Source organism: Alteromonas sp. AO-Serp (genome assembly GCF_017849675.1).
Taxonomy (GTDB): Bacteria; Pseudomonadota; Gammaproteobacteria; order Enterobacterales; family Alteromonadaceae; genus Alteromonas; species Alteromonas macleodii.
The window spans coordinates 1-26,354 of sequence record NZ_JAFLMX010000252.1; the positions used below are offsets into that span (position 1 = coordinate 1).

Below are 26,354 nucleotides of genomic sequence, written 5' to 3' on the forward strand. Positions count from 1 at the left end.
GGGTTTCATTAGGCTGTAAAGTTGAGCGAATGGATGTAGACAGCATTAGCGCCCTTCGTCGTTTAATTACGTTAAACAGCGACGACGCCAGTATTGAAGAGAAAGACCTGAATGCATTAGTTAATGCGGTTTATCAGGCGCCACATTAACCTCTAAAAAACGCGTTTCGCTCGTTTAATGCAGGAAAGGCCCATTTAATAGGCCTTTCAATTTAACAGGCACCGTCAACACTTTACTTAAATGTTGAGCCTTTCGCATTACTCAAGCGCGTCTAACGCCTCAGATAAGCGCGCTACCGGCACCACTTTCATACCATTAATGGCTTGCTTAGGCGCATTGGCTTTTGGCACGATCGCCCGCTTAAAACCATGTTTCGCTGCCTCGATAATGCGTTCCGTTCCGTTAGGAACCGGGCGAATCTCGCCGGCTAGCCCGACTTCGCCGAATACGATTAAATCTCTGGGCAGCGAGCGATTTCTAAAGCTTGAAATCATGGCCAATAATAAGGCTAAGTCTGCACTGGTCTCTGATACTCTTACACCACCTACCACGTTGACAAAAACGTCTTGATCGTTCATTTGCACATTGCCATGGCGATGCAAAACCGCGAGCAGCATAGACAAACGGTTCTGATCCAACCCTACAGCGATTCGCCTTGGGTTCGACATCTGCGAATAGTCTACCAACGCCTGTATTTCTACAAGTAACGGGCGGGTGCCCTCCCAGATAACCATAACGCTAGACCCTGGCGTTTCATTGTCACCTCGACTTAAGAATATGGCCGATGGGTTGCTTACTTCTTTAAGGCCTTTTTCTGTCATGGCAAACACGCCGAGCTCATTTACCGCACCAAAGCGGTTTTTATGACTTCGAAGCGTACGGTAGCGACCATCACTTTCTCCTTCCAGCATCATAGAGCTGTCGATACAGTGCTCAAGAACTTTCGGACCCGCCAAGTTACCGTCTTTTGTTACATGGCCAACAATGAACATAGCAATATGATTTTGCTTGGCAAAGCGCGTTAAATACGCCGCGCTTTCTCGTACTTGCGACACACTGCCTGGCGCAGACTGCACGTCTGACACGTGCATCACCTGAATAGAGTCGATAACCATAATTTTAGGCTTTTTCGTAAGGGCTAAATCGCAGATGGTTTCCACGTTTGTTTCGGCTAACATCATCAGCTTGTCATCAGGTAGATTTAAGCGCTTTGCTCGCATGGCGACTTGCTGAAGCGACTCTTCCCCTGTGACATAAAGCGCGGTTTCACTTTTTGCCATCTGACACATTACTTGAAGCAGAAGCGTACTCTTGCCTGCACCTGGCGAGCCACCAATTAACATAGCTGCCCCAGGGACTATTCCGCCCCCTAACACTCTATCTAGCTCTTTAAATGTTGACGAGAATCGCGGTAGTGATTCGAGATCTATTGCATTTAATGTCTCAATTTTGGCAGCGGTTTGCCCTGCATAGCCTGACGTGGTTTGGCGTGCGACACTTTTGGCACTTGCAACCACAAACTCACTTATCGTATTCCACGCTTTACACTCCGAACATTGACCTTGCCAGCGAGGGAACTCTGCACCGCAGTCAGAACACACATAAGCAGTTTTACGTTTTGCCATATTCCAGTTTTATCCATTGCTTAAAAAGAGTATTCTAACACTTAACAACGGTGAAATAAGCACAAACCTAAGGTCAGTTCTCCTCCAGTAAAACTGGTACAAAAGTATAACGACTTTACGGGTTAATGAGTTTTGCTGATTTGCCGATAACAACTAAAATAATGATACTAAACAACAAAGTTGCGCATTCATGAGTCAAGATTTAAAGCAATATGCTGATATTATTGAACAGCTAAAGCCCATGGTTAATGAGCCTGAGTTTAACCAGGTATTGCTTCAAACTGCATCTGATGTGCCGAAAGAAAAGCGCTTCCTCATCAAAATGGAAGTGAAACGCCTAGCCAAACCCTGTATGCGCACCATAGACTTGCGTGGTCATGTTGACGGAAAGTGCAATAAATATGTACACGAAGGACGTAGCCATTACATGGATGACGTCGCTGTTGACAAGTTTGAAGAGCAGTTGAGGGTATTTGGCCGATATACTTACGGTGTTTACGAAGCGGTACAAAACACCGAAAACAACTTTCGCTTAATGCGCGAAAAAGAACTCGCACAAGAACGCGCTGATAAAGAAAATCCTGAACTCAAAAAGCGCTCAGCAGTATTGGAGCAGTTTAAAGTTCCTACCGTAAACCTGCTTGATTACAGACAGCGCAACACTGAACGCATGAACTTCGCTGTGGCGGTAGAATTATTTAATAGCGCCAATCAATCAATGCGCGGTTTGAGTGTTGATATATCTCTTGAAGGCTTACAGGTAAAACTCTCTAAAGACGCGTTTTTCAAAAAAGGAGAAACGCTGTTTATATTCTTTAGGGGCTTAGAGAATGAATTTGCCATGGACAAAAAGAATGGCATTGCATATAAGCTCGTAAAGATAATAACTAAAAACGATGTTAACTATCTTGCCTTGCAACGAGATAAAGAAAAGCCAAGCCCCGCATTCGACAAATTCTTAGAAAGCTTTATACACGGCAATAAACGCCGATATAAAGTTAATATGAGCAATACGATTGAGGCGATTACCAGTAAAATTTGTGAGCAGTACTTTTCGCCGCGTAGCCCCACGCTGCCGGTGTATATAGACGTCATTAATAAAACGCTGGTTCCCCGGTTTGCTATGGTTAACGAAGTGAACCGCGAAACCGTACAGTATTGGCAAGACGAAGACGATAACTGTCGATTGAACTTCTTACTCACACAGGAAAGGCTTATGCGCTTATTGCAGAAGTCAGAAGAAGTAAGAGAGATTTTCGTATTTAGTTTTACTCATTTGCAGAACGACAAGGTCTACTTTTACTCAGCGTCTTACGAGGAACTCTTGCAAAAAGACGTACTAACCCGAGTATTTTTAGGGTTTGGCTCTAAAAAAGCGAGTTGGCGGGTATTTAAAATAACCTTAACAGAGGTTGACTCTGAGCAGGCCCATATCCCGCTTTCCATTCCGGATTCTGTAGGTAATAAAGTTAAAAAACTAAACACTCCGCCATCAGCTCGACTAATGTCAAAGCTGAAAAACCTGCGATTCTTGGCACACGTAACCGATGTAACCTCAGTAACAGGGCAAGAGACCTACAACGAGTTTAAGTTTAATCGAGAAAACCTCTCTCATCTGCGAAATTTTGGGCATCCGCGCAATCGCGCTCCTTCGAATGTTCAGGTTGTCAGGTTTAAATATGAAGAGCAACGCATTGAAAGTCGCTATCAGCTGAGAACCCAAATTGAAGCTCGCTTCAATAATGAAGAACTGGTGCACAAAGGGATCAGCGAAGATATTTCGGTGCATGGACTTGGACTTCGTATAGAGTTGAGCAAAGAATATAAAGGTAATTTAGAGGGCAAAGTAGAAGTCGCCTTCCCTCGTCTGCAAGAAATTGCCAGTTCCTTTGATGTCATGCATTTGCAATACGAAATCATTTATCACAACGTCGACAAGAACATTCTTCATTTAAAAACTATGCCGGGCGACGAAGGCAAAAGTGCTAGAAACTTCTTTGAAGAACTGATTAAAAAGAACAAAGGCAGCCTTAAAGTAGAGAACGACGAAGAAGAAGTACCAGGAATGGGACAGGCGCTACGTTGTATTAATGCGCGAAACGCTACTTCCCTATCCTTCTTAATGAGTAAGGAAGGTGTTCGCTACACTCCACAGGCTTGTATTGTCGGAAAGCAGGACGAACGCATAACCACGCTAACCACGCAATACGCCGAACGTGGGCAAGTGAATTTAGAGTTTCTCTTTAGAGACAGAAAACAAGATATACCTTTTGTACAAAGTGGCATTAAGGCCGTTAAGCTTGAAAACATGCCGTTGCGACAGGAATTATTTATCTCATTCGATGCATCACAAAAAGAGCCGCGAATGGCGATCATTCCTCGCTATTCCGATAAATTCGAAAATAACGAGCAGCGCCGAGCGTTTATTAGAGAAGCTATGGTTCGCGGCCAGTTCGTAGCTATTCATGTCATGCTAACCACAACCGGCAAGCCAGACATGACCATGCTGCAAACGGAAATCAATTACGTCACCATGTACGCCATGCACCGGGCCCGTGAGCTAGAGAAGAAAATGTGGAGTATTGCAGCGTGCTCTCATCTAGTCGATGTCACAGATGAAGTACTTATAAGATACGGCTTTACAGTGGAAGACATCACGGCAAATAAAACGTTAAAAAGTGCGGTTCAACCTAAGGCCATTGCGCGCAACGCGTAGTGAAATCGCAAAGCCTATCAATTTAAATGAGCCCGTAGGTTAAAACCCATCACGGGAGGATTTTAATCACAAGATTTTGGAAACTTGTGGCTGGTGAAAGGTAATCGATAAAGTGTGAAGCGCTAGTTTTATTGCCCCAAAACTAGCACTTGTATTACAGACTCTCGTTAACTACTTTTCTAGAAAATACAGAAGGCTATGTAAACTGCCAATGCGGATTGCCACATCCGCCTTTTCATTAACCAGTGGCTTACCGTGACACGCCACGCCAAGCGCTGATTCAGCCATCATGACCAAATCGTTAGCCCCATCCCCCATAGCAACGGTTTGGTTGGCTGGAATTTGCCACTTCTCAGCAAGGGCGTTTACGGTTCGCGCCTTAACGTCTGCATTGACAATTTCACCCTCTACTTTTCCAGTCAGCTGCTCGTTTTTCACCGCAAGCGTGTTAGAAATGGCAAAATCGAGTCCAAGCCTTGCTTTTAGATGGTCAGCGAAAAAGGTGAACCCACCTGAGGCGATCGCTAATTTCCAATTGTACTGTTTCAAGTGAGTGAGCAAGGCTTGAATGCCGGGCATGATAGGTATGCTGTCACGAATTTGATTAAGGTGACTAACTGGCACGCCTTCCAAGCACGCCACCCTATGCGTTAAGCTATCATTAAACGCAATTTCTCCACGCATTGCCTTAGCGGTAACTTCTGACACCTGCTCGCCAACACCCGCCAATTTAGCTATTTCATCGATACATTCAATCGCGATGACAGTGCTATCCATGTCCATGACCAGTAGTCCTGGCTCAGACAATGAGGGGCGAGAGCCCTGCAAACCAACATCAACATTATATGCCTTGGATACGTCGCCCAGCAGTGGCTTAATCTGCTCAAGTTCAGTGTTTTGCAAAGCACCTCTAATTTCTATTACATCATCCCCCATTTGCTTGTGTAAATGATGGAAAGCAGCGCTAGAAGGAGTAAACACATCGTTGAGTTTAATTAAAACGCTGTGCAGTAGATAAGGTGTTACAGCTTGACCAATAACGGTTAACGTATGTGAATACGCACTGTCGTTGTGACTATTGCTAACTACATGAGACAAAAAAGAAGCTAAATGGATATCGTCATTATCGATATTATTAAGAAGAGTGTCTTTCATAACGCACACAGAAACTGCGGTGATTGGCAAATGGTGCTCTAATGCTAACCAATTAGGCTAACTAATAAAATATCTCCTTTTAAATTATTTCGAATTATCCTACTGTTAGGCAACCCTCGTGACTTTATGGAAAAGCGAATTGGTAGACGGGCTAAGCAAAGCAGCTTCACAAACAAAGAATGACTCGCATTCGTTGTACACAGTTCTAAAGCGATTGTTCCACACAATAGTAGTGAGTGCGGTGTTTGCTTTGATAGTGGTATTGCTTCTGTTATTCCAACAATACCAAAACGACTGGCTTACCGTTCAAACTCGCTTCTCTGGTGAGAGCATAGCAAGGCAGTATGCAAAACTGCTACAACCTGCCTTTATCGCTGACGCACTTTCGAATCAGGAAACTGAGAACAATGTAGATTCCGCGCTATCTGATACTCTCACTCAACGGGAGTTTATTGAAAGTGTCGCCTCTATTTTGGTCGACGAGCCACACATTCTTGCCTTGTCTGTGTTTGATAAGGACGGGAGGTATATTGCTCCTTTGCCTCAAATTGCCAGTGTGGTGTCGATGAGTCAGTCGCAAAGTGTAACGCCGCTAACCTATGTTGGCGTTATCACTGACGATAATGAAAATTTACTAGGTTATGTGAATATTCACATGAACACGCAGGCTGTCCTCGAGAGTCCACTGACATTGCGTTACCAGCTTGCTCTTATTGCGTGCATTCTCGTCTTTTTAGCGCTCATGCTAGGTATTTACCTAACCCGGGCCTTTTATAAATCTCGCCCATGGTTTATTCAGGTAATCGAATCAAAAAGAAATAAAGAGAAGCGCTAGATAGCTAATTTGGAAGTCTATGCTTCACTTCCAGCATCAATATTAAATAGTCGAGTGTAGTTCGCTGTGGTGGTGGACACTATTTCTTTATGTGACATGCCATAGCGGTCGCTTATAACATCAACGACATCTGATAAATAACGAGGTTCGTTTGCTTCTCCTTGTCTACCGCACATGGGCATATCAGGGGCATCCGTTTCTAAAAGCAATTTATCAAAATGGTGTTCTAACAAAAACCCAAGGGTGTTTCGTGTTTTTTGAGCACGCTCATAGGTAATCGTACCGCCTATACCTAGGTAAAACCCTCTTTCAATATACCCTTTGGCCGCTTCAATACTTCCTGAAAAAGCATGTACAACGCCTATACCCTGGTATTTGGCTTGCTTCAATGCTTCAACTAGCAGATGATGACTTTTTCTGTGATGTAAAATTACGGGTAACGATACTTTATCGGCAAGTTTCAAATGGTTATGTAGCGCTTCCTTTTGAAGCGCTAATGGCACGCTTATATGCCCATCGATACCTGTTTCCCCCACGGCTTTTACCGAAGGGTGCAAGTTAGCCGTAGCGTCCTCAAGTTGACGAAGACTCTTCTTGAGTGTTTGCTCTGGCTTTTCAAGCTCACTGCCAGTTAAAAAATAAGGATGGAGTCCAAGCGCAGTATCAATAGATAAAAGGCTTTCAAAGCGTTCATTGAGCGCTTGTAACGCCTGCCAAGATTCGGGGGTAATGCTAGGCGCCATGATGCGGGTAAGCCCTGCGGCTTTGGCGCTTTCTAATGCAACTCTAATATCTTTCTTTTGTGCAAGTAAGTCGAGATGGCAATGACTATCAATCACGGTTTAGATGCCTCCTTGTTACTTATCTCGCCGCACGCTATCTACAAGCTCAATAGTTAAACGGGCTCACATTCTAGTGAAGTACTTTAGCGGGAACGAAAGGTGAACGTATTCCCTACGGCATAAGGCGCTGTGTTACCCACGCGCCATCTTCAGTTTTGTTGTATTCAAAGCGGTCATGTAGCCTATCTTCTCCACCTTGCCAAAACTCAATTTGATGAGGCACGATCCTGAAACCGCCCCAAAAGTCCGGCACGGGAAGCTCTTTGTTAGCAAACTTATCTTTTAACTGCTTAAACTGGGTCAGTAGAAGCTCCCTGCTGCCAATAGGTTTGCTTTGTTTTGACGCGTACGCTGCTAGCTGACTGTCTTTCGGTCGCGAAAAGAAATAAGCAGCATTCTCAGAAACAGAAAGCTTTTCAACGCTGCCACATACGCGAACCTGACGCTCCATAAAAAACCAGGGAAAGTGGCACGACACTTTAGGGTTTACCGCTAACTCTTGTGCCTTACGGCTGCCTAAGTTAGTGAAAAACACAAAGCCCTTTTCACTGACATCTTTTAACAAAACGATACGCTGAGAGGGTTGGCCGCTGGCATCGACGGTGGCAACCGTCATTGCAGTAGGATCAGGAATTTTGGCGTCTATGGCGTCTTTTAACCATTTATCGAACATGATAAATGGACTTGAAGTAATATCTGACTCACTCAAACTGCCCTTTGAGTACTGCCTGCGCATATCTGAAATTGCCATATACCGCTCCTAAAAAGAAGTTGTTGTGCCTGCTAGTGATGTTGAAACCGAGTAAATAAACCACCGTGTAAATGCTCGCATGAGCGCATCTAACTGAGGTAGTTGCCCACAAGCCATCAGCTACACCACTTGGCGAAAATGCTGACTCACTATCTTTGCTAATATAACGTGCTAATATAACGCCTGTTACAGCTAACTAGCGTTATAAAGATAATATTAGCGTGAACTAGAAGTTACTGTCGTCACCGTAACCTAGAGAGCGCAGAGCACGTTCATCGTCTGCCCAGCCTTGTTTCACTTTCACCCAAAGTTCTAGAAATACTTTGTTGTCGAACAAGTTTTCCATATCTTTACGCGCTTGCTCACCAATGGTTTTCAAATGCTTTCCGCCTTTGCCGATGATCATGCGTTTTTGGGTTTCACGCTCTACCAAAATCAGCCCGCTGATACGATAAACACCGTTGTCTGCCATTTTGAATTGCTCAATTTCCACAGTAGTAGAGTAAGGCAATTCATCGCCGGTAAAGCGCATAAGCTTTTCGCGAATGATTTCAGCAGCCATAAAGCGGCTTGAGCGGTCAGTAATGTAATCTTCTGGGAAGAAAAACTCACTTTTAGGTAGCGACTTGGCCACTAACTCTCTAATTTCGTCAACCATTCGGCCCTGTTTAGCACTGATAGGGATCATGTGCTCAAACGGGTGCTTTTCGCCAAGCTTTTTAAGGTGAACCATAAAGTTTTCTTTATCTTCAACCTTATCCATCTTGTTTACGATGAGATAGCAAGGAAGGTTTGCTTGTTTAACCTTACTTAATACCATTTCATCTTCGGCGTTGAATCGATCGCCTTCAACAACGAAAAGCACAAGGCCAACTTCAGCCAAAGAGCTTGATGCCGCGCGGTTCATGTAGCGATTGATCGCGCGCTTTTCGTCTTGGTGAAGCCCTGGGGTATCAACGTAAATCGCTTGATAATCACCGTCGGTATCTATACCAAGAATGCGGTGGCGCGTGGTTTGCGGCTTACGCGACGTAATGCTTACTTTTTGACCTAGCAAGCGATTGAGCAAGGTCGATTTACCTACATTAGGGCGACCTACTATGGCAACTAGGCCACAGCGAGTTTGAATATCAGGCATTTCTGGCAAATTCGATTCATCATGCGTTGTCATCAAGCTTCTCCAATGTTAAACGAGCAGCTTCTTGTTCTGCTTTTCGGCGGCTATTGCCAGACGCCACTACCGCTTCTGGTAGACTTTCTACCTGACAGCTAACTTCAAAAGTCTGAGCATGATCTTTCCCTGAAATAGACAGCACTTCATAGGTTGGTAGCGCTTGTTTACGACCTTGTAAAAACTCCTGAAGACGAGTTTTGCTGTCTTTAGGGTGGGCATTAGGGTCTAGTTTGTTAATGCGGGTTTCCCATAAACGGTCTATAACGCCTCGTACCTCGTCCATACCGGAATCGAGGTAAATAGCCCCTAAAATAGCTTCAACTGCATCGGCTAAAATCGAACTTCTGCGATGACCACCGCTTTTGAGCTCTCCTGGCCCTAAGTTAAGTAGTTCACCCACACTGGCTTCCTTTGCAAGTTCTGCCAGTGTGTCTCCTTTAACCAAAGTAGAGCGCATTCGTGTGAGTTTGCCTTCTGGCACAGTTGGGAATCGCTTAAACAGCGTTTCCCCAACAATCATGCCTAAAATAGCGTCACCCAGAAATTCTAGTCGCTCGTTGTGCTGTTTAGCCGCACTGCGATGAGTAAGCGCTTGTTCCAATAAAGCTTCATTGGTAAATGTGTAGCCTATCGCCTTGTACAGACGACGATATTTATCAATTCCCTGCATTAATGAATGCCACCTGCTCGCTCAAATCGAACACCTGTTGGTACCCACGTTGGAAGGAAGTCTGACGGACTGCGCTCAAATTCAAATGAAATCCAGATCGCCACCGCTTTTCCAACCAAGTTTGCATCTGGCACAAAACCCCAGAAACGGCTGTCGCGGCTGTTGTCACGGTTATCGCCTAGCACGAAATACTGACCTTCTGGCACAATCCACTCATTGCTGCGTGTGCCAGGCTGGGTATAAAAATTAACCGGCGAAATCTCGCGTACTGGGTGGCGCAAAATGTCATGCTCTACTGTGCCTAAATCTTCGGTGTAACGCATAAGCTGGGCCATGTCCTGTACGAACTCACCACGCTCTTGGAACGTCAGCGGTACGGCTTTCAATTTAGGACAGTTGTTGCCAGTCTCACACTTCGGTTTGATATAAACCTGTTTATTTTGATAAACCACAGTATCGCCCGGTAAACCGATCACGCGCTTAATGTAGTCAATTGAAGGCTCTTCAGGGTACTTGAAAACCACCACATCGCCACGCTCTGGAACGCCAGTTTCAATAAGCTTACTTCTGAAAACTGGGTCTTTCACGCCATAGGCAAACTTTTCAACCAAAATGAAGTCACCCACTAACAGGGTGGGCATCATTGAGCCTGAAGGAATTTGAAATGGTTCATATAAAAACGAACGCAATACCAATACGAAAGCAATAACAGGAAAAATCTGTTGCGAAGTATCAACAAGGTACGGCAGTTGAGGATCTTCTCCATAGCCCGCTCCTTCTGCGGTTGCCGCAGCCTGTAAACGTGCTTTTCGCTTTGGTGCAAACACTAGGCTATCCACTAGCCAGATTAATCCTGTTATTAAGGTGAGTGCCACCAAAATCAAGGAGAAGTAATTCGCCATTATTTGCCCACCTTCAATACTGCAAGGAACGCATCTTGTGGCAATTCAACATTACCCACTTGCTTCATTCGCTTTTTACCTTCTTTCTGCTTTTGAAGTAGTTTCTTCTTACGGCTTACGTCACCGCCGTAACACTTCGCGATTACGTTTTTACGTAGCTGTTTAACTGTACTTCTTGCAACAATATGGTTACCGATAGCCGCCTGAATAGCGATATCGAACATTTGTCGTGGAATAAGCTCGCGAAGCTTTTCGACCAGCTCACGACCACGGCCTTGAGAGTTTTCTCTGTGCGTAATTACCGCTAACGCGTCTACACGTTCACCGTTAATAAGAATATCAACACGCACCATGTCTGATGTCTGGAAACGCTTAAAGTTGTAATCAAGCGATGCAAAACCACGGCTCGTAGATTTCAAGCGGTCGAAGAAATCGAGCACCACTTCTGCCATTGGCAGCTCATAAGTTACTGCCACTTGCTTACCGTGGTATGTCATGTTGGTTTGCATACCGCGCTTTTCAACGCAAAGTGTAATTACGTTGCCCAAGTACTCTTGTGGCACAAGAATATTGGCTTCAACCATAGGCTCACGAATTTCAGCGATATCATTTACCGGAGGTAGCTTAGCTGGGCTATCTACGGTAAGGGTTTCGCCCTTGGTCGTTTCTACTTCGTATATTACGGTAGGCGCAGTAGTGATAAGACCCAAGTCATATTCACGCTCTAAACGCTCTTGAATGATTTCCATGTGCAGCATGCCAAGGAAACCAATACGGAATCCAAAACCTAGCGCTGCAGAGCTTTCTGGCTCATAGAACAGTGAAGCGTCGTTCAGGCTTAGTTTCGCCAAGGCATCACGGAAGTCTTCATAATCATCAGAGCTTATTGGGAAAATACCGGCATAAACCTGAGGTTTAACCTTTTTAAAGCCCGGCAGCATTGCATCAGCTGGCTCGCGAGCCAAGGTAATGGTGTCACCCACAGGCGCGCCTTGGATATCTTTAATTCCTGCGATGATAAAGCCTACTTCGCCGGCTCTTAATGTGCCCGTATCGAGTGGCTTAGGCGTAAATACACCAATTTTGTCAACCTGATGCGTTTGACCGTTTGACATAATTTGAATTTTGTCTTTCTTGGTCAGCTGGCCTTCGACAATACGAACCAGTGAAACAACGCCTTGGTAGTTGTCGAACCAAGAATCGATGATCAGCGCCTTAAGTGGCGCTTCGCGGTCACCTTCTGGCGGCGGAATTTTATTTACAATGACTTCAAGTACATCTTCAATACCGATACCGGTTTTTGCTGAGCAGCGCACAGCGTCCAGCGCATCGATACCAACAATATCTTCAATTTCTTCTGCAACGCGGTCTGGTTCAGCCTGAGGCAGGTCGATTTTATTGAGTACAGGCACCACTTCCATATCCATCTCGATGGCGGTATAGCAGTTTGCCAATGTCTGTGCTTCTACGCCCTGACCTGCATCAACAACCAAAAGCGCACCTTCACAGGCAGCAAGAGAACGAGATACTTCATAGGTAAAGTCAACGTGCCCTGGAGTGTCGATGAAGTTAAGCTGATAAGTTTCACCGTCGCGCGCTTCGTAGTTCAGCGTTACGCTTTGCGCTTTGATAGTAATACCGCGCTCTTTTTCCAGGTCCATTGAGTCGAGAACCTGTTCAGCCATTTCACGGTCTGTTAGCCCTCCACAATGCTGGATTAGACGGTCTGACAGCGTAGACTTACCGTGGTCAATGTGGGCGATAATACTGAAGTTACGAATGTGCGATTGTTGCATAATGCTGGAAATTACCTGCAGAAAAATTCATTAAACAAAAAATGCTGCTTGCCTTGCTTAAAGGGTTATACGCAGCGCGTGCGGATTTTACCCATTTCTTGCGCGAAAAGCGAATTGGTGTGGTGGAAAATTTATTACTTTCAAGAAACATAACGAATGGAAGTGGCAACCTGACGTGACTTCCTCGGCCTATCTCAAAACTTGGCTACATTGATGAGCGTGAGTTAACACTATTATCTCGTATAAATTGGCCTCGTATAAAACGGCCTCGTATGGAGCAGTCCTGTATTAAACCATTGAGCAGCGTAAAGCCCTTCAAAAAATCAATGTTCTACTGCACTGTGCTCTTGTTGACCCAATAGGACAGGTTGATATTTCGTACGTTCTACACGACGCAACTTGTAAGCAATTAACTTATAGGTAAAGAAGGTTACTAACCCACTTGGCAGCATGGCCCATAACTCGTGAGTAAATCCGTTACTACTAAGTAATGATATAGACACCGAATATGCCCCGATAAACGCTATAAGCGGTAGCAAATACAACCAAGCCGATGCACTTAAAATACCTGCTTCCGGTATGCCTACAGTCACTTCTTGGCCAACCCGCACAGGCATGGGAGTACGCAGCGTCAACTGCTGCGTTTTCGGTGCAAGCGCACGAGAAATAACGCCGGTACCACAATCACTTTGTGCTTGGCATGCGTTACAGGTGGATTTAATCGCTGCTTCTACGGTGACCGTATCACCATTAACGGCAACTACGGTGGCGGTTTCTCTTATCATTGTTACTCAATTAAGCGGTTATTCACTTACACTGCTGACGGGGCGTAAAGACGTAGCAATAGCGTTAGCGGTTTGCAAAGGTATTTCTCCCACCACTGTCACCTGGGCTTTGCCGTCTGTTAACGTTAAGAACGTACTCACTTCATTGCGCAGCGCCAGCGTTTCACCTAACGCATCTTCCGCAGGCTGAACATACACAGATACGTCAACCAATCCATCTGAAAAGAGTTTATATTCTACAATTTGCCCTGTTAAGGCCAATCGTCTTGTATCTTGCTTAATTTCTCGCATGCCAGCCGGCAAATAGGTGACATCCCATTTGTGTGCACGATTTGGCGTGTTGCTCAGCGCCATGGGCGCGGGTAACGACGCAGAATTAATTCGTGAGAAATAATCAGCAGGCTCTGGCGATATCGCAAAGGCCGTGACCTGAATCTGCTCTAATAGCGCCCCTTGCAAATCAAGCATGTTCAGTTTGAGCAACATACCAGACGACTCATCCAGCCACAGTTGATAACCAAATCGCGTGTTATCTCGGCTGACTATTCGAATTTGTTGCGCTGAACGTCCTGCCACCCGCGCTCTTCCCACAGCGACGAACTCATAGGCTTCGGCAAGCTGTTCAGGATGATACAATAATACACTTGGTATTGGACCGTTGATATGCTTTGAACGCAAGCTATAGGGTTGTACATCTGGCTCAAATACACTCACCACATCGTTCACACGAATAAGCTCGCGGCCTGGTCCATTTTGAAGATTTAACTGCTCTAATTCAGAGCCATCTTCCATAATCCCGTGGCGCCATAAATATGGAACGGTTTCCTTTCCTGCAATAGTTTGCACAAAAGACACTTGGAAATTGGCATTGGTTATAATGTTTTGAAGTTCAGCTAACCACTGGTTGGCCGATTGAGGCTCTCGTGTGCGAGAAGCAGATGCATTTTGCTCGCTTCGACTTTGTTCAAGTTGCTCTTGAATCACGTCTTCTCGCACTGCTTCTTCTTGATCGGCTTCATCTAGTCGAACAGCCCTCGTGTTTGATTCTGAGTTAGCGTCTAATTCAACGTCGCCATCATTCACGTTTTGGACTGGAGCAATAGGAGCTTTTGCCTCTTCGCTAGGCGAAGTAGTTTGGGCTGCCAAAGGCTGGATAGCCGCGCCCGAAATGAAAAAAAGTGCAAGGATAGAACTACAGCGCATTTTTTCCCGCCTTAAAACAAACATACCAGCAGTATATGCTGGTATGATTAAAATATGAAACGTATGTCAGTCGCAATTTACTTGCGAAAGCACATTCCAACTAATGTTGACTGGCTGCGATAACTTATGGGCGCTCTGGTCCACTTGTTTCGCTTTCACCTTCGTCCTCTTGCGCTTGCTTAAGCTTTATTTGCTGCTCATGATCAGCAATCAATGCATTAATTTTGCGCTTTTTCTCAAGCATTTCATTCATGTCGTTACGTGGCAACGTTCTGGTTTGTTCCAAACTCACTGGAGACAATCCACCTTGAGGAGCAATCGTTGGCGCTGTCATAAATGGCTCGGTAGGCGCTTCTTGATTAGTGTATTGAACACCAAAGATAACTGCCACTGCCACCGACGCGGCTACTGCAAACTGGCCTGACTGCTTCGCAAAAGGAACAACATTGCCAATCAATGGTATCGACTGCCAGCGCGAGCGTTTAGGTGCGACTATAGCTGGCTCGTTTTCAAGCGCAGCTGCTACGCTTGCGGTGATGTCCAACTGTGGAGCAACACTTGCTTCTTTTCGCATTGCACCGCGATACACATGGTAACGTTGCCATTTGGCCTGAAGCGCTTCATCTTGCTTAATCGCATCGATGATGTCATTGCCTTCTATCTCACCATCCATGAATGCGGACAATTTTTCTTGCTGTTGCGTCATATATTCATTTCCAGATCAAAGTGATCGTTAACTACCCTAACACAGCTGTTAGTCATCGTGGAAAAAAGAAAGTTCATCTTTTTTTGATTTTATTTCTTTTTAATTTTCTAACAACGGTTGAATAACTTTATCAATCGCCTCGCGAGCCCTAAAAATACGGGATCTCACCGTACCCACAGGACACGACATTACGTTCGCGATTTCTTCATAGCTCAACCCTTCAATTTCACGCAGCGTTATCGCCATACGTAAATCGTCCGGCAGCTTCTCAACTACCTTAAACAGGGTTTCTTCAATTTCCTCAGATAACAGGCTTCGCTCGGGTGTAGATTGCTCTTTTAGTGCATCACTACCCTCATAGAAATCTGCTTCGTCAGCATCGACATCGCTTGCAGGCGGCTTGCGACCTTGAGATACAAGATAGTTCTTGGCACTGTTTACCGCAATCCGATAAAGCCAAGTATAAAATGCACTGTCGCCACGAAAATTAGGTAAGGCACGGTATGCTTTGATAAACGCTTCTTGCGTTACATCAGCAACGTCACCGGTATTTTTCACATAGCGAGAAACGAGATGCATCACTTTATGTTGGTAACGAGTTACCAACAAGTTGAACGCATTTTTATCGCCACGCTGTACTTTTTCGACCAGTTGTTGGTCGGTTATCTGCTCGCTCATTCGAGCCATTACTCCCTACTTCAACTACACAATAGCTCTAACAAGCATGTGTATAGACGCGTTCTTTTTACAAAAGTTCTGTAAAAGCATTAAATATTTTAAAAAATGCTTAGGCCAGGGGGCAAGAATGATTGTGTTTTGCTACTCATCCTTTAGACTTGCCGAACCTTTGCTCGTTTGAATTGATATAAAAATACATGAAATCTGTATCGTCTTCACTAACTTCCACATCAAATGCAATAGAACACCGTTGTGACGTATTGATTATTGGGAGTGGCGCGGCAGGATTGAGCTTAGCGCTTAAGCTTGCCGACCATTGTCAGGTTATTGTACTTAGTAAAAGTGACCGCAATGAAGGCTCTACCCGCTATGCACAAGGTGGTATTGCCGCAGTATTCGATGAACAAGACTCCATAGACGCACACGTAAAAGACACGCTTGCTGCAGGTGCTGGGCTTTGCGAAGAGCCAGCCGTAAGATTTACTGCAGAACGAGCAAAGGCGTCACTTGAGTGGCTTATCAGTTACGGGGTACCGTTTGATACAGAAAAAAGTGAATCTGGTGAGGAGCGCTTTCACCTTACCCGTGAGGGCGGACACAGCCACCGGCGAATTCTTCACGCTGCAGATGCCACAGGCGAAGCGCTTCAAATTACATTAAACGACGCGGTATCGACCCATCCAAACATTCACATATTTGAGCGCTATAACGCCATTGATCTCATTCCTTCAAAGGAAGAAAAGAACAGCGTGGTGGGTGCTTATGTTTGGAATAGACAACAAGAGCACGTTGAAGTAATTCGCGCCCCTTTCGTTGCGCTAGCGACTGGCGGTGGTAGTAAGGTATACCAGTATACATCGAACCCCGATGTGTCGAGCGGTGACGGCATTGCCATGGCATGGCGAGCGGGTTGTCGCGTGGCCAATATGGAATTCAATCAATTTCATCCGACTTGCTTATTCCACCCACAGGCACGTAACTTCTTGATTACAGAAGCGCTGCGCGGCGAAGGCGCAAACCTCTGCCACGCCGACGGTACCCGCTTTATGCACAAATTTGATGAGCGTGGCGATCTTGCGCCGCGCGACGTAGTCGCTCGCGCAATCGACTATGAAATGAAGCGATTGGGCGCTGACTGCATGTACTTGGATATCAGTCATAAGCCTGCTGACTTTATCGTTAAGCACTTCCCTAATATTTATCGAAAGTGCCGCTCGCTTGGTATCGATATAACCCGTGAACCTATCCCAGTCGTGCCTGCTGCGCACTACAGCTGCGGCGGAGTGATGACCGACTTTAATGCCAAAACCGACTTGAATAATGTATACGCAATCGGTGAAGTGGCCTACACAGGTCTGCATGGCGCCAACCGCATGGCATCTAACTCTTTACTTGAGTGTGTGGTTTTTGCCAGCGCTGCAGCGGAAGATATTATTAAAAATATTCCCAGTGCAGACTGTGAAGAGTCTATTGCGCCTTGGGATGAGAGCCAAGTGTCTAACTCTGACGAAGAAGTCATCATTCAACATAACTGGCACGAACTTAGGCTGTTTATGTGGGATTACGTAGGTATTGTACGCACTGATAAGCGCCTTGAACGGGCCATGCGCCGCATTAAGCTATTAGAGCAAGAGATTACTGAGTATTACTCTCACTTCAGGGTAAGTAATAACCTGCTAGAGCTTCGAAACCTTGTTACGGTTGCAGAACTCATTGTGCGATGTGCGATGGAGCGAAAGGAAAGCAGAGGGTTACACTTTAATTTGGACTACCCTGAACAGTTAGACAACCCCGTTCCTACAATACTTATTCCCAGAAAACAGCTGTCAGGCGCCGACGTTGGCTCGCTAATTACTCAAGACAGCTTCGCCGATGCCGACTAGTGCATAAAGTAAGATCTGTATGAGTCTAAAGAAGGCGCTAATGTTAATGCGCCTTCTTTAATAACTGGACAATACATTCACACAGCATCATTTAGCGCTCAATAAAACACGTCAAACAAAAAGAGAGCATCGCAGCATGCTCTCTTTTCACCGTCCACAGTATTATACCAGTCTGTTCCCTTTCAAATTCACACGCTTTGCTAGGAAACTTGCCAGCTCCTTCTGAGTGAGCAATGATCTATGCAGATTGGTATTAACCTTAGGTTATCTCCCGCTTATCTTTTACAGATCTACACCTGATTAAACGTTAATTCAGGCCTGATTAAACACTAAACTAGCCGATAAGTGCACAAGGCTGTCATTACTATCGGTAACGTCTATTAGCACACTATTATCTGTTTTACAGTGTTGTTGAATATGAATGTCACAGGGCAAAAACACGGGTTTTCTAAAGCGGCAGTTTACTTCTTTTACGCTTATAGATTGTCTGAAGTCTTGATGACTTACAAACGCCGACACAGCGCGTGACAATGTCCACATGCCGTGCGCTATAGGCTGTTTAAACCCAAATGCTTTGGCAGATATTGCAGACAAGTGGATTGGGTTATAGTCGCCAGAAAGCTTTGCATAGCGGCGACCTGTATTAGCCGAAGCACTAATTTCGCCGATGAGCGCCCTATTATCTAATTCACAATCGTCATGTAAGTCATTTTTAGCACCAAGTGGAGCTACATGAACGGCTTTCACCTTCACTAAGTAACTACTTATCGCCCTGTAAACCAGGTTCCCTGCCTGCAGCGCTTCTAACATCACATCCACTTCCCAACCTCGGTTATGCGGTCTCACATCGTGAAAGCGCACGCGACATTCAAAGGGTTCGCTTAAATCGCAATGGTCTATAACCGATACTTTGTTAGCAGCGTGGATAAGGCCAAGCAATGGAAATGGGCTTTGTTTGTCCAGCAAGCACTGCATTTGCAAAGGTAAGGAAAGCATTTGTAAATAAAGTGGATGGGCATGCTCATTTGCCGGCCAGTCAACTTCCTGACAAAAAGAAGCGTAGTGCACATTGTCGACATTGAGCGTTTTGGTATAGATGCGCTGAGGCAACGTAGGCGGTTTAAACTGCATAAGCTGCCTGGTGTCAACGCGTTTAAATAACGCTTTGGTATACTCACGAAACATCTTTTTAATTCCTTTAAGGCGTTGCTTTTCGGGCCAAGATAATAGCTCTAGCCAATCGGCGATAGTCTGCTTCGCAGCACTCACCTTTTAAGATCCAAGCGAGATGGCTATGATCTTTTTCAAACCATCTGCGTTTTTGGCGCAGCACATTGATACACAGCCCCCAAGTAAAGAGCTGGGAAGAATGATGAATGTTCATTGGTGTGCCGTCGACCTGAGCATCAACTAACAAGCTACCTTTTGGCATGCTTTGCAAATCCAGTGGGAGCGTGCTGTCGTCAACAACCCGGATAATACCATCGCTGGTCAAAGAGAGAGCGTATTGAGTAGCAGAAATTTTGTTACTAAACGCGTCATAAAGACGCCAGAAAATAACTAACGTGGTTGCAACAGCAACAAGCGCTATCAATTTTGAGAAGCTCAGCCAAGACCACAAGTATTGAGGAAGGCTGCACAATGCTGCGAAAAGACAAACAGCAACGCATACTTCCCCAAATAACCTTCTAAACCTATTGTGCGTAATGCAAATTCTATACTTTGACACGGTTGACGATAGTCGCCACCATGGCGGCTAGTTCAGGGTCTTCGCACTTCTGGTGTCCCATGATCCATGCAAACAAATCAGGGTCATCACTGGTAAGTAAACGTTCAAATGTTTCTTGATCTTCATAACTTAAAGAATCGAAGGCTTCTTCCACGAAAGGAAGTAAAAGTACGTCTAATTCTAGCATGCCTCTGCGACACGCCCACTTTAATCGCGCTAATCTTTTTGGTTCAAACATATGTCTTTCATACCGTTTTTTATTCGCTAACAATAATACCATGCCCTAGGCGTGGGGATCACTGCTCTTTTGGTCAGATAGGCAAACTAAATAGAACTTAATCTGCGCACATTCCCATGTATTGCCCTTGAATATTGGTGGTTTTACCATACCTTGAGTACATACAGCGAATTTTACAGTGGTGAATATGACATCTATCGCATCATTACAAAGTCTTCCAAGTGAATTTGTGGTCAAGCTTTCAAATGCCATGATAATTTCTTTGGAAGGAGAACAGGCCGACAGTTACCTGCAAGGGCAAATTACGGTCAACATTAATAAGCTAACCGAGAATACTGCCAGGCATTTCGCCCATTGTGATAATAAAGGCAAAACGTGGTCTACCGGGTACGTAACTCGCCACCAAAACAAATTATTGTTGGTTACCAATGAAGATGCGGGTAGTCATTCATTAGCACAGCTTAATAAGTATGGTGTGTTCTCTAAGGTTGATATTCTCGACGACACACAAACATACAGCGCTTATTTTATTTCGCTTGATGCAGTGAAAACTAACGAAGTAAAGGCAGCGTTAAGCCAGCTTTTCTCCGAAAACGAAGTGGAACGCCTTCTTGAGAGCGATACTCCTGACAATGGTTCTCTTGAAAAGGTCGAGAGCGAACACGGCGTCGCCTATTTTGCCAATACTAGCTGCAAAGGAATTATTGTTCTTTTAGATGATAATGGCGCAAAGCAAATAAATTCGTTGATAGAGGCGCAAACCCTTTCTTGCTATCCCCAAACCGTGTTTGACGCTATACAAATTCAAAGCGTACATGCTTTAGTGCAAGGCGACGCAGTGGCGGAATACGTGCCCCAGATGATTAATGTGCAGGCGCTCAACGGTATCGACTTTGATAAAGGCTGCTATATGGGGCAAGAGGTGGTTGCGCGAACCCGCTTTCTGGGTAAAAACAAACGCGCCGCCTACAGCTTTAAGCTTGAAGGTAACGTAGATATTAAACCTGGCGATGCATTAGAAAAGCAGTTGGGCGAAAATTGGCGTATAGCGGGCAAAATACTCAATGTTGCGTCGCTTGATAATGAAACCTGGTTTATTGCAGTGCTCAACAACGACACCACCAGCGAAGATTTACACAGATTGGCTGATAATAACGCCATTACCTGTTACCCTAATACTTTGCCGTACAGTATTGAGCAGAAAGCTAGCAATATTGTGAAAAAACGTCGATAAGCAGTTTTTACTGCATTACATTTATTGCCCTTTATTAAAGGGCCAAGATAGGATTTGTTATGACAATTACTTCTGACAGCGTTGTAACGCTACACTACACCGTATCTACCGAAGACGGCACAACGCTAGACTCTTCAGAAGGGAAATCGCCACTAGTAGTACTACTAGGCCGTCGCTTCTTAATTGAAGGACTAGAAGATGCACTTATTGGTAAATCGAAGGAAGATAGCTTCAACGTTTCAGTAAACCCTGAAAAAGCTTACGGTGAACGTGCTGACGAACTTGTACAAACTGTACCACGCTCAATGTTTGACGGTATGGATGTTGAAGTGGGTATGTCTTTTCGCGCAACGACGCCACAAGGTGAGCAATCGGTCATTATCATTGAAACAACTGACGAAGAGGTTGTTGTTGACGGTAACCACCCTCTTGCCGGTATTCCGCTAACTTTTGACGTAACTGTTGTTGACGTACGAGAAGCAACGAAAGAAGAGCTTGAGCACGGTCATGTACACAGTGAAGGCGGTTGTGGTCACGACCACTAAGTCACGTTGCTATTAAGCTTTAATAAATACTCAATATATTAAAAAAGGAGCCATTGGCTCCTTTTTTTAATAAACACCATTTAATTAAATCGCGTCTTCGTTTTGTTCACCGGTACGAATTCGTACGGCGGTCTCAACGTTGTAAACGAAGATTTTCCCGTCGCCAATTTTGCCTGTCTTAGCTGACGTTTGAATAGCTTCAACCGCTTGCTCAACGCGGTCATCGTCCAATACAAGCTCAATTTTGATCTTGGGTAGGAAGTCAACTTGGTACTCAGCACCGCGATAAAGTTCAGTATGGCCTTTTTGACGACCAAACCCTTTCACTTCTGACACTGTCATCCCTGCGATACCGACTTCAGCTAGCGCTTCCCTAACATCGTCCATTTTGAACGGTTTAATGATAGCTTCAATTTTTTTCATGACTACAACTCATCGTAAATTGTTGGAATTGGCACACGTTTATGCTGTGTACGCTCATAAATATAGAGCAATTTCTCTTCCACTTCCGCAGAAACTGGCTTTCCTTCCAAAAAGTCATCAATTTGGTCGTAAGACATGCCCAATGCTTGCTCATCGGCTTTTTGCGGAGACAGGCTTTCCAAGTCAGCAGTTGGCGCTTTAGTGATGACGTTATGTGGTGCACCCAAATGGGCTGCCACTGCACGTACTTGGCGCTTACTGAGACCAAACAACGGCGCAAGGTCACATGCACCATCACCATACTTGGTATAAAACCCTGTAATATTTTCAGCCGAATGATCGGTACCCAAAACGAGGCCATCAACCATCCCAGCAATTTCATACTGGATAACCATACGGGTACGTGCTTTAACATTTCCTTTCACAAAGTCTTGTTTCGCTTCATTGTCGGGAAGAAGGTTAGCACTGGCAAGCGCTTGTGAAGTAGACGCATGAATAGCATCTGCGCCAGGTTTTACATTCACTGCAAGAGAATGAGAGGGCTGGATAAAGTCGATAGATTTCTGTGCATCGTCTTCATCGGCTTGGGTATCATAAGGTAAACGAACCGCGATAAATTGGTATTTTTCGTGGTGCTCATCGTTTAATTCATTTACTGCTAATTGAGCTAACCGACCCAATGTGCATGAATCAATGCCGCCACTAATACCCAGTACCAGCGAATTTAAACCAGAAGTAAGTAACTGCTTTTTTATGAACGAGACTCGACGTGCGACTTCGTACTCTACGTCAATTTCAGGCAGCACTTTCATTTCATCAATAACTGCTTGTTTTTGCATCATTATATCCACGTATTTTTGGGGCGTCCTGGAACTTGATTCTACGACAATCTGACCGCAGATGTTAGTGGTATCCGCGCATCTATTTGGATTTACTCTTCTGGTATTGCAGTTGTGCAGCACTTAAGGTCAGCAATTTATTTATTATTAAGTTGAGATTCAAGCACAGCAGAACGACAAGCCATTAAACGTAAGGCGTATGGCCAAATATGCGGTTGCGCGGTAAAACATACCTTTGCCAACTCAAATTAGTTTACCCTAAAATATGAGTAAGTAGCGTAAAATTATGGCGCTACAACATTACATTGGAGAAAGGCGGCGCAAAAGCAAACCCGCCTGTTTCTCTTTATAGCAACGCGTGGAATCGAATACCGTTTATGACAAACACTAGGCTTACAGCACGACTATCCATAATGTCGAGACAGCAAGGACTAACCCTTCTAGAAATGCTTGTTGCCGTCGCTATTCTTGCCATTATTCTCACCACAGTTGCGCCTGGCATTCAAAATATCGTAATCAAAAATAGAATTACCTCTGACTTAAACAATTTAAGTGCAGTGGTTCAACGCGCTCGCTTTTCTGCGGTAGACGAACAAACCAACGTAGTGCTGTGCCCTACGCAAAACTATACAGCCTGCACGTCGAGTTGGCGCAATGCAAAAATGGTGTTTATAGATGCAAATGGAAACGGCGGCCGGGATAACAATGAGGTCTTAATTGTAGCAAGCGATCCACTTAGTAATGCCAATACCATCTCCGGTATAACCGGCAGCCTTATCTTCGACGAGCAAGGCGGAATAGACCGCGCCGCAACCATCACCTTATGTCCCAATAACAACGATACAAACTATGCATCAGCACTTTTATTATCGCTTTACGGAAGAATATCTGTTGCCGTAGACAGTGATGACAACGGCAAAAAAGAAGACTTAGAAGGTAATGAGTTAAGCTGTAGCTAACCGTTCACTTTTCGTATCGTTAAGTTTCGAGCATTTTCTTACCAACATTCTGTGGGCGTCAGTGCGTCTTCACGTATTTTTATTACTCTACAGCTGTCCGTAGATGCTCTAGATGTCAGTGTAGCACTAATTTCATACATTCCAGTGTCGCTGATGGTTTGTGAGATGCGTACGCTGGCTATTCCAGAGGGTGGCAACGCATCGTGCGTTACGTACTCGCCTGTAAGTAGCCAACTTCGCGACTGAATTGCTTGGGCAGACAGAAGGTACGCTTTGACCTTGTTGAGCTGACTTAGTTGTTTGCTAGCGGTAATTGCCGACGTAGTCGCAACGCACAATATGCCTGCTATAGCCGTTGCAACCAGTATTTCTACAAGCGAAAACCCTTCAGTCAGATGATGTTGAATGTACGCCTTATAATTCCCTTCCATGGTACAGCTATCTCTCTAATTGAATTTCGGTACATTGAGATTACCAATATGAACTAAGCAGAGTAACTGGACTTACGCATGGCTTTTCACGCTTACACATCCAACAACAAGCTAAGCATTCCACAACGGAGATTGAATGGGTTTACGCTTTTAGAAATGCTAGTTGTACTGGCAGTAATCAGTCTCCTATCGTTAATTGCTATTCCTTCATTTGATGCATGGAATGAGCGAAATGCCTTTAAACATGCTGCCACCGGAATAGCCTCACTCGCAAAACAGGCGAGAATGAAAGCACTAATAAACAAAAAGAACATGTTCCTGATTGCGCAAATTGAACACAATAGCTGTGTACTCGTGAGCGAAGTAGACTCGTGCTCTTGCGCCACCCGCCAAAGCTGTGCCTTGACTGAGTCGAGTTTCTTGTCACTGCCTTCGCGGTGGAATACAGAATTGAGCACAACCAATAATGAGGACAAGATTGTTGCGTTTAATAAAAACGGTACCCTTAATTTTGCAAGTAATACGACGCTAACGCTTTCAAGCCAGCGTTTCAGGGCAAAGTTAGTTATTAATACATTGGGGCGAATAAAGCTATGTAGCGTTCCGTCTATTTCTGGAATAGCGCCATGCTAAAACATGTGATGCGTCGTGGCGCAATCAAGCCGTATTGTGGATATAGTCTCACCGAACTGCTAGTGGCCTGTGGCTTGGCAAGTATAGTGATTTCAGCCGTAGCAACTCAAGCGGCGCGGTCGCACATTGCACACTCATCAATTCAACACGCTACCAGCGTAGAAGACGACATACGTGCTCTACAAAGTACAATTACACAACACCTAAGCAAAGCAGGTTTTGTTTACTCCTCTAACCCCCTATCACCTTTCGGTGCGACCACAATCGAAAATACGGTATTCGAAGTAACCACTGGCCACCGCGCAAATGAACCTGAAAATAGCTGTGTTACCTTTTCTTATGATAAGAACAGGGACGGCGTGGTATCGCAGGCTCAGGGGGAGTTTTTTGGATACCGATTGCACGACAATGCCATCGAGTACCGAGTAGCGGGACATTCCTGTATACAAAGCGGTTGGTACGACTTAACCGATACGCAAACTACCGTTGCCACCAAATTCACGGTTAACCGAAGGCACAGCAGTAGCTGGGGAAGTGCCTATGAAATTGAAATAGAGTTGCACAGTAAAGTTGATCCTACCGTCAAAAGCGCCAGAACGTTCATAGTTGAGGCTGTCAATGCCTACTACTAATTCCGAAATGCAGTGCCCTCAAAGAGGCAACAGAAAAACTGAGTTTAGAACAAGCCATGGAGGGGTTGTACCTACACGCCATACTGCACCGCTTCGTTTTCAGCAAGGCATCGCCGTGTTGGGAATTGTGGCCATATTATTAAGCGCTATTACCTTCTCAGCTATAAGTACATCACAGCAGGTTCAACATTTTTATACGATTGAAAAGACAAAGCGGGATACCGAGAAGGCGCATGTTACACACATGCAGCAAGTCAAAGAAATCGCCACGTTGTTACGAAGTCATTCGGTCTCGCAAACGTTGAATAGGATAGACACATCCAATGCAACGATACTTATTGAGCAGACCGATTTAGTTGGTGAAGAACAGCAGTCTTTGCAACACTTTGACGTGCGGGTTTCCCAAGACGAAAGTAATACGATTTTTACAGCTAAATTTCTGCGCTATCCGTCATTGTTAAGGCTACCTACTTCAACTCAACAATTATCATGGGACAATCAGCTTACCGAATGGCTGTTTAATCGAAGCATAGAGCACCTGAGTGCGACGTATTTTCCTCAAAGCGTTGCTAAACAGGATTGTGTGAACCTTCCGCCTGCCAGTATTTTCTGGATAGAGGGAGATTGCCAATTGGATAACGAAGATATAGCACACTCAGACGAAAACCAGCCTTTAATGCTACTGATAGTGGATGGCGACCTTTCACTTCACGCTGATACGCAATTCCATGGTTTGATAGTTATGCTTTCCACCACGCCATATACGCACACTTTGCATGTTTCGCCTGAGGCATCTATAAAAGGCGCTTACGTTTCCAACCACCCCTTGAACACGAATCTTGATGGGCCATTAACACCGTCCACCGCGGTGCTAAAAAACCTTCAATCGCACACTACACTCGCTAAAATTATCCCTATCCCGGGTTCATGGTATAGGAATAACTCAACAAACGATTGAGCTGAATATTAG

Annotated in this window: 27 protein-coding genes; 9 read left to right on the top strand and 18 right to left on the bottom strand. The window is 44.9% G+C overall.

The genetic code is table 11. The features are described 5' to 3' along the window. Positions 1-257: 257 nt before the first annotated feature. Entirely contained in the window at positions 258-1,625 is a 1,368-nt protein-coding gene (gene radA / locus QVA83_RS16710) for a DNA repair protein RadA (protein WP_014950096.1), read from the bottom strand. Between the two features lie 190 nt (positions 1,626-1,815). Between radA and QVA83_RS16715 the strand changes: the two genes are divergently transcribed. After that, positions 1,816-4,341: a PilZ domain-containing protein gene (locus QVA83_RS16715; protein WP_014976988.1), complete on the top strand. Its 2,526-nt coding sequence runs from the start codon at positions 1,816-1,818 to the stop codon at positions 4,339-4,341. A gap of 171 nt (positions 4,342-4,512) precedes the next feature. Here the strand turns inward: QVA83_RS16715 and serB are convergent, their stop codons facing one another. Next, positions 4,513-5,496, bottom strand: a complete 984-nt coding sequence (gene serB, locus QVA83_RS16720) for a phosphoserine phosphatase SerB (protein WP_069944781.1) — start codon at positions 5,494-5,496, stop codon at positions 4,513-4,515. Positions 5,497-5,614: 118 nt separating this feature from the next. Between serB and QVA83_RS16725 the strand changes: the two genes are divergently transcribed. After that, a complete protein-coding gene (locus tag QVA83_RS16725; RefSeq protein ID WP_014976990.1) occupies positions 5,615-6,331 on the top strand; it encodes a hypothetical protein in 717 nt (238 codons plus the stop codon). A gap of 17 nt (positions 6,332-6,348) precedes the next feature. Here QVA83_RS16725 and QVA83_RS16730 read toward each other — a convergent pair whose 3' ends face one another. The 10 genes from QVA83_RS16730 to rpoE all read right to left on the bottom strand — a co-directional run bounded on the left by QVA83_RS16730 (position 6,349) and on the right by rpoE (position 15,838). Further along, positions 6,349-7,170, bottom strand: a complete 822-nt coding sequence (locus QVA83_RS16730; protein WP_014976991.1) for a TatD family hydrolase — start codon at positions 7,168-7,170, stop codon at positions 6,349-6,351. A gap of 115 nt (positions 7,171-7,285) precedes the next feature. Beyond that, positions 7,286-7,924, bottom strand: coding sequence for a pyridoxamine 5'-phosphate oxidase (pdxH, locus tag QVA83_RS16735; protein ID WP_014976992.1), 639 nt, complete (start codon positions 7,922-7,924; stop codon positions 7,286-7,288). A gap of 226 nt (positions 7,925-8,150) precedes the next feature. Beyond that, complete coding sequence (era, locus tag QVA83_RS16740) at positions 8,151-9,062, bottom strand: GTPase Era (protein WP_014950102.1); 912 nt, start codon at positions 9,060-9,062, stop codon at positions 8,151-8,153. A 19-nt stretch (positions 9,063-9,081) separates the two neighbouring features. Further along, the gene (gene rnc / locus QVA83_RS16745) at positions 9,082-9,768 is read right to left on the bottom strand and encodes a ribonuclease III (RefSeq protein ID WP_014950103.1); all 687 of its coding nucleotides are present in this window, start codon (positions 9,766-9,768) and stop codon (positions 9,082-9,084) included. Then, positions 9,768-10,670, bottom strand: a complete 903-nt coding sequence (gene lepB, locus QVA83_RS16750) for a signal peptidase I (RefSeq protein ID WP_014950104.1) — start codon at positions 10,668-10,670, stop codon at positions 9,768-9,770. Before lepB ends, rnc begins: the two co-directional genes overlap by 1 nt. Continuing rightward, entirely contained in the window at positions 10,670-12,466 is a 1,797-nt protein-coding gene (lepA, locus tag QVA83_RS16755; protein WP_014950105.1) for a translation elongation factor 4, read from the bottom strand. Before lepA ends, lepB begins: the two co-directional genes overlap by 1 nt. Before the next feature lie 323 nt (positions 12,467-12,789). Continuing rightward, a complete protein-coding gene (locus QVA83_RS16760; protein WP_039228286.1) occupies positions 12,790-13,251 on the bottom strand; it encodes a SoxR reducing system RseC family protein in 462 nt (153 codons plus the stop codon). An 18-nt stretch (positions 13,252-13,269) separates the two neighbouring features. Continuing rightward, the gene (locus tag QVA83_RS16765; RefSeq protein ID WP_287498717.1) at positions 13,270-14,454 is read right to left on the bottom strand and encodes a MucB/RseB C-terminal domain-containing protein; all 1,185 of its coding nucleotides are present in this window, start codon (positions 14,452-14,454) and stop codon (positions 13,270-13,272) included. A gap of 124 nt (positions 14,455-14,578) precedes the next feature. Beyond that, positions 14,579-15,160, bottom strand: coding sequence for a sigma-E factor negative regulatory protein (locus QVA83_RS16770; RefSeq protein ID WP_014976995.1), 582 nt, complete (start codon positions 15,158-15,160; stop codon positions 14,579-14,581). A 99-nt stretch (positions 15,161-15,259) separates the two neighbouring features. Then, positions 15,260-15,838 carry an RNA polymerase sigma factor RpoE gene (gene rpoE / locus QVA83_RS16775; protein WP_012518957.1) on the bottom strand — a complete coding sequence of 193 codons (579 nt, stop codon included), beginning with the start codon at positions 15,836-15,838 and terminating at the stop codon, positions 15,260-15,262. Positions 15,839-16,035: 197 nt separating this feature from the next. On the opposite strand from rpoE, the gene nadB reads away from it, so the two are divergent. Continuing rightward, positions 16,036-17,721: an L-aspartate oxidase gene (nadB, locus tag QVA83_RS16780; protein WP_287498718.1), complete on the top strand. Its 1,686-nt coding sequence runs from the start codon at positions 16,036-16,038 to the stop codon at positions 17,719-17,721. 312 nt (positions 17,722-18,033) lie between these two features. Here the strand turns inward: nadB and QVA83_RS16785 are convergent, their stop codons facing one another. The 3 genes from QVA83_RS16785 to QVA83_RS16795 all read right to left on the bottom strand — a co-directional run bounded on the left by QVA83_RS16785 (position 18,034) and on the right by QVA83_RS16795 (position 19,688). Continuing rightward, a complete protein-coding gene (locus QVA83_RS16785) occupies positions 18,034-18,906 on the bottom strand; it encodes a MaoC family dehydratase (protein WP_287498719.1) in 873 nt (290 codons plus the stop codon). A gap of 13 nt (positions 18,907-18,919) precedes the next feature. Beyond that, positions 18,920-19,315, bottom strand: a complete 396-nt coding sequence (locus QVA83_RS16790; protein WP_287498720.1) for a hypothetical protein — start codon at positions 19,313-19,315, stop codon at positions 18,920-18,922. Positions 19,316-19,436: 121 nt separating this feature from the next. Next, positions 19,437-19,688, bottom strand: coding sequence for an FAD assembly factor SdhE (locus QVA83_RS16795; RefSeq protein WP_014950112.1), 252 nt, complete (start codon positions 19,686-19,688; stop codon positions 19,437-19,439). 187 nt (positions 19,689-19,875) lie between these two features. On the opposite strand from QVA83_RS16795, the gene ygfZ reads away from it, so the two are divergent. Beyond that, complete coding sequence (gene ygfZ, locus QVA83_RS16800) at positions 19,876-20,922, top strand: CAF17-like 4Fe-4S cluster assembly/insertion protein YgfZ (protein WP_039228299.1); 1,047 nt, start codon at positions 19,876-19,878, stop codon at positions 20,920-20,922. A 59-nt stretch (positions 20,923-20,981) separates the two neighbouring features. Then, the gene (locus QVA83_RS16805; protein ID WP_014950114.1) at positions 20,982-21,467 is read left to right on the top strand and encodes an FKBP-type peptidyl-prolyl cis-trans isomerase; all 486 of its coding nucleotides are present in this window, start codon (positions 20,982-20,984) and stop codon (positions 21,465-21,467) included. Between the two features lie 84 nt (positions 21,468-21,551). Here QVA83_RS16805 and QVA83_RS16810 read toward each other — a convergent pair whose 3' ends face one another. Beyond that, on the bottom strand, positions 21,552-21,890 hold the full coding sequence (locus QVA83_RS16810) for a P-II family nitrogen regulator (protein ID WP_014950115.1): 339 nt from the start codon (positions 21,888-21,890) through the stop codon (positions 21,552-21,554). A gap of 2 nt (positions 21,891-21,892) precedes the next feature. Next, positions 21,893-22,729: an NAD(+) synthase gene (gene nadE / locus QVA83_RS16815; RefSeq protein ID WP_014950116.1), complete on the bottom strand. Its 837-nt coding sequence runs from the start codon at positions 22,727-22,729 to the stop codon at positions 21,893-21,895. Between the two features lie 413 nt (positions 22,730-23,142). On the opposite strand from nadE, the gene QVA83_RS16820 reads away from it, so the two are divergent. Further along, positions 23,143-23,688, top strand: a complete 546-nt coding sequence (locus tag QVA83_RS16820) for a GspH/FimT family pseudopilin (RefSeq protein WP_287498721.1) — start codon at positions 23,143-23,145, stop codon at positions 23,686-23,688. Positions 23,689-23,726: 38 nt separating this feature from the next. Here QVA83_RS16820 and QVA83_RS16825 read toward each other — a convergent pair whose 3' ends face one another. Continuing rightward, positions 23,727-24,119, bottom strand: a complete 393-nt coding sequence (locus tag QVA83_RS16825; RefSeq protein ID WP_014977002.1) for a type IV pilin protein — start codon at positions 24,117-24,119, stop codon at positions 23,727-23,729. 78 nt (positions 24,120-24,197) lie between these two features. Between QVA83_RS16825 and QVA83_RS16830 the strand changes: the two genes are divergently transcribed. From QVA83_RS16830 to QVA83_RS16840, 3 genes are read left to right on the top strand one after another with little or no spacing between them, the layout of a single operon-like run. Beyond that, entirely contained in the window at positions 24,198-24,752 is a 555-nt protein-coding gene (locus tag QVA83_RS16830) for a prepilin-type N-terminal cleavage/methylation domain-containing protein (protein WP_287498722.1), read from the top strand. Continuing rightward, complete coding sequence (locus QVA83_RS16835; protein WP_287498723.1) at positions 24,746-25,384, top strand: potassium:proton antiporter; 639 nt, start codon at positions 24,746-24,748, stop codon at positions 25,382-25,384. The genes QVA83_RS16830 and QVA83_RS16835 overlap by 7 nt, the downstream gene beginning before the upstream one ends. Further along, the gene (locus QVA83_RS16840) at positions 25,371-26,342 is read left to right on the top strand and encodes a hypothetical protein (protein WP_287498724.1); all 972 of its coding nucleotides are present in this window, start codon (positions 25,371-25,373) and stop codon (positions 26,340-26,342) included. Before QVA83_RS16835 ends, QVA83_RS16840 begins: the two co-directional genes overlap by 14 nt. Positions 26,343-26,354: the final 12 nt, after the last annotated feature.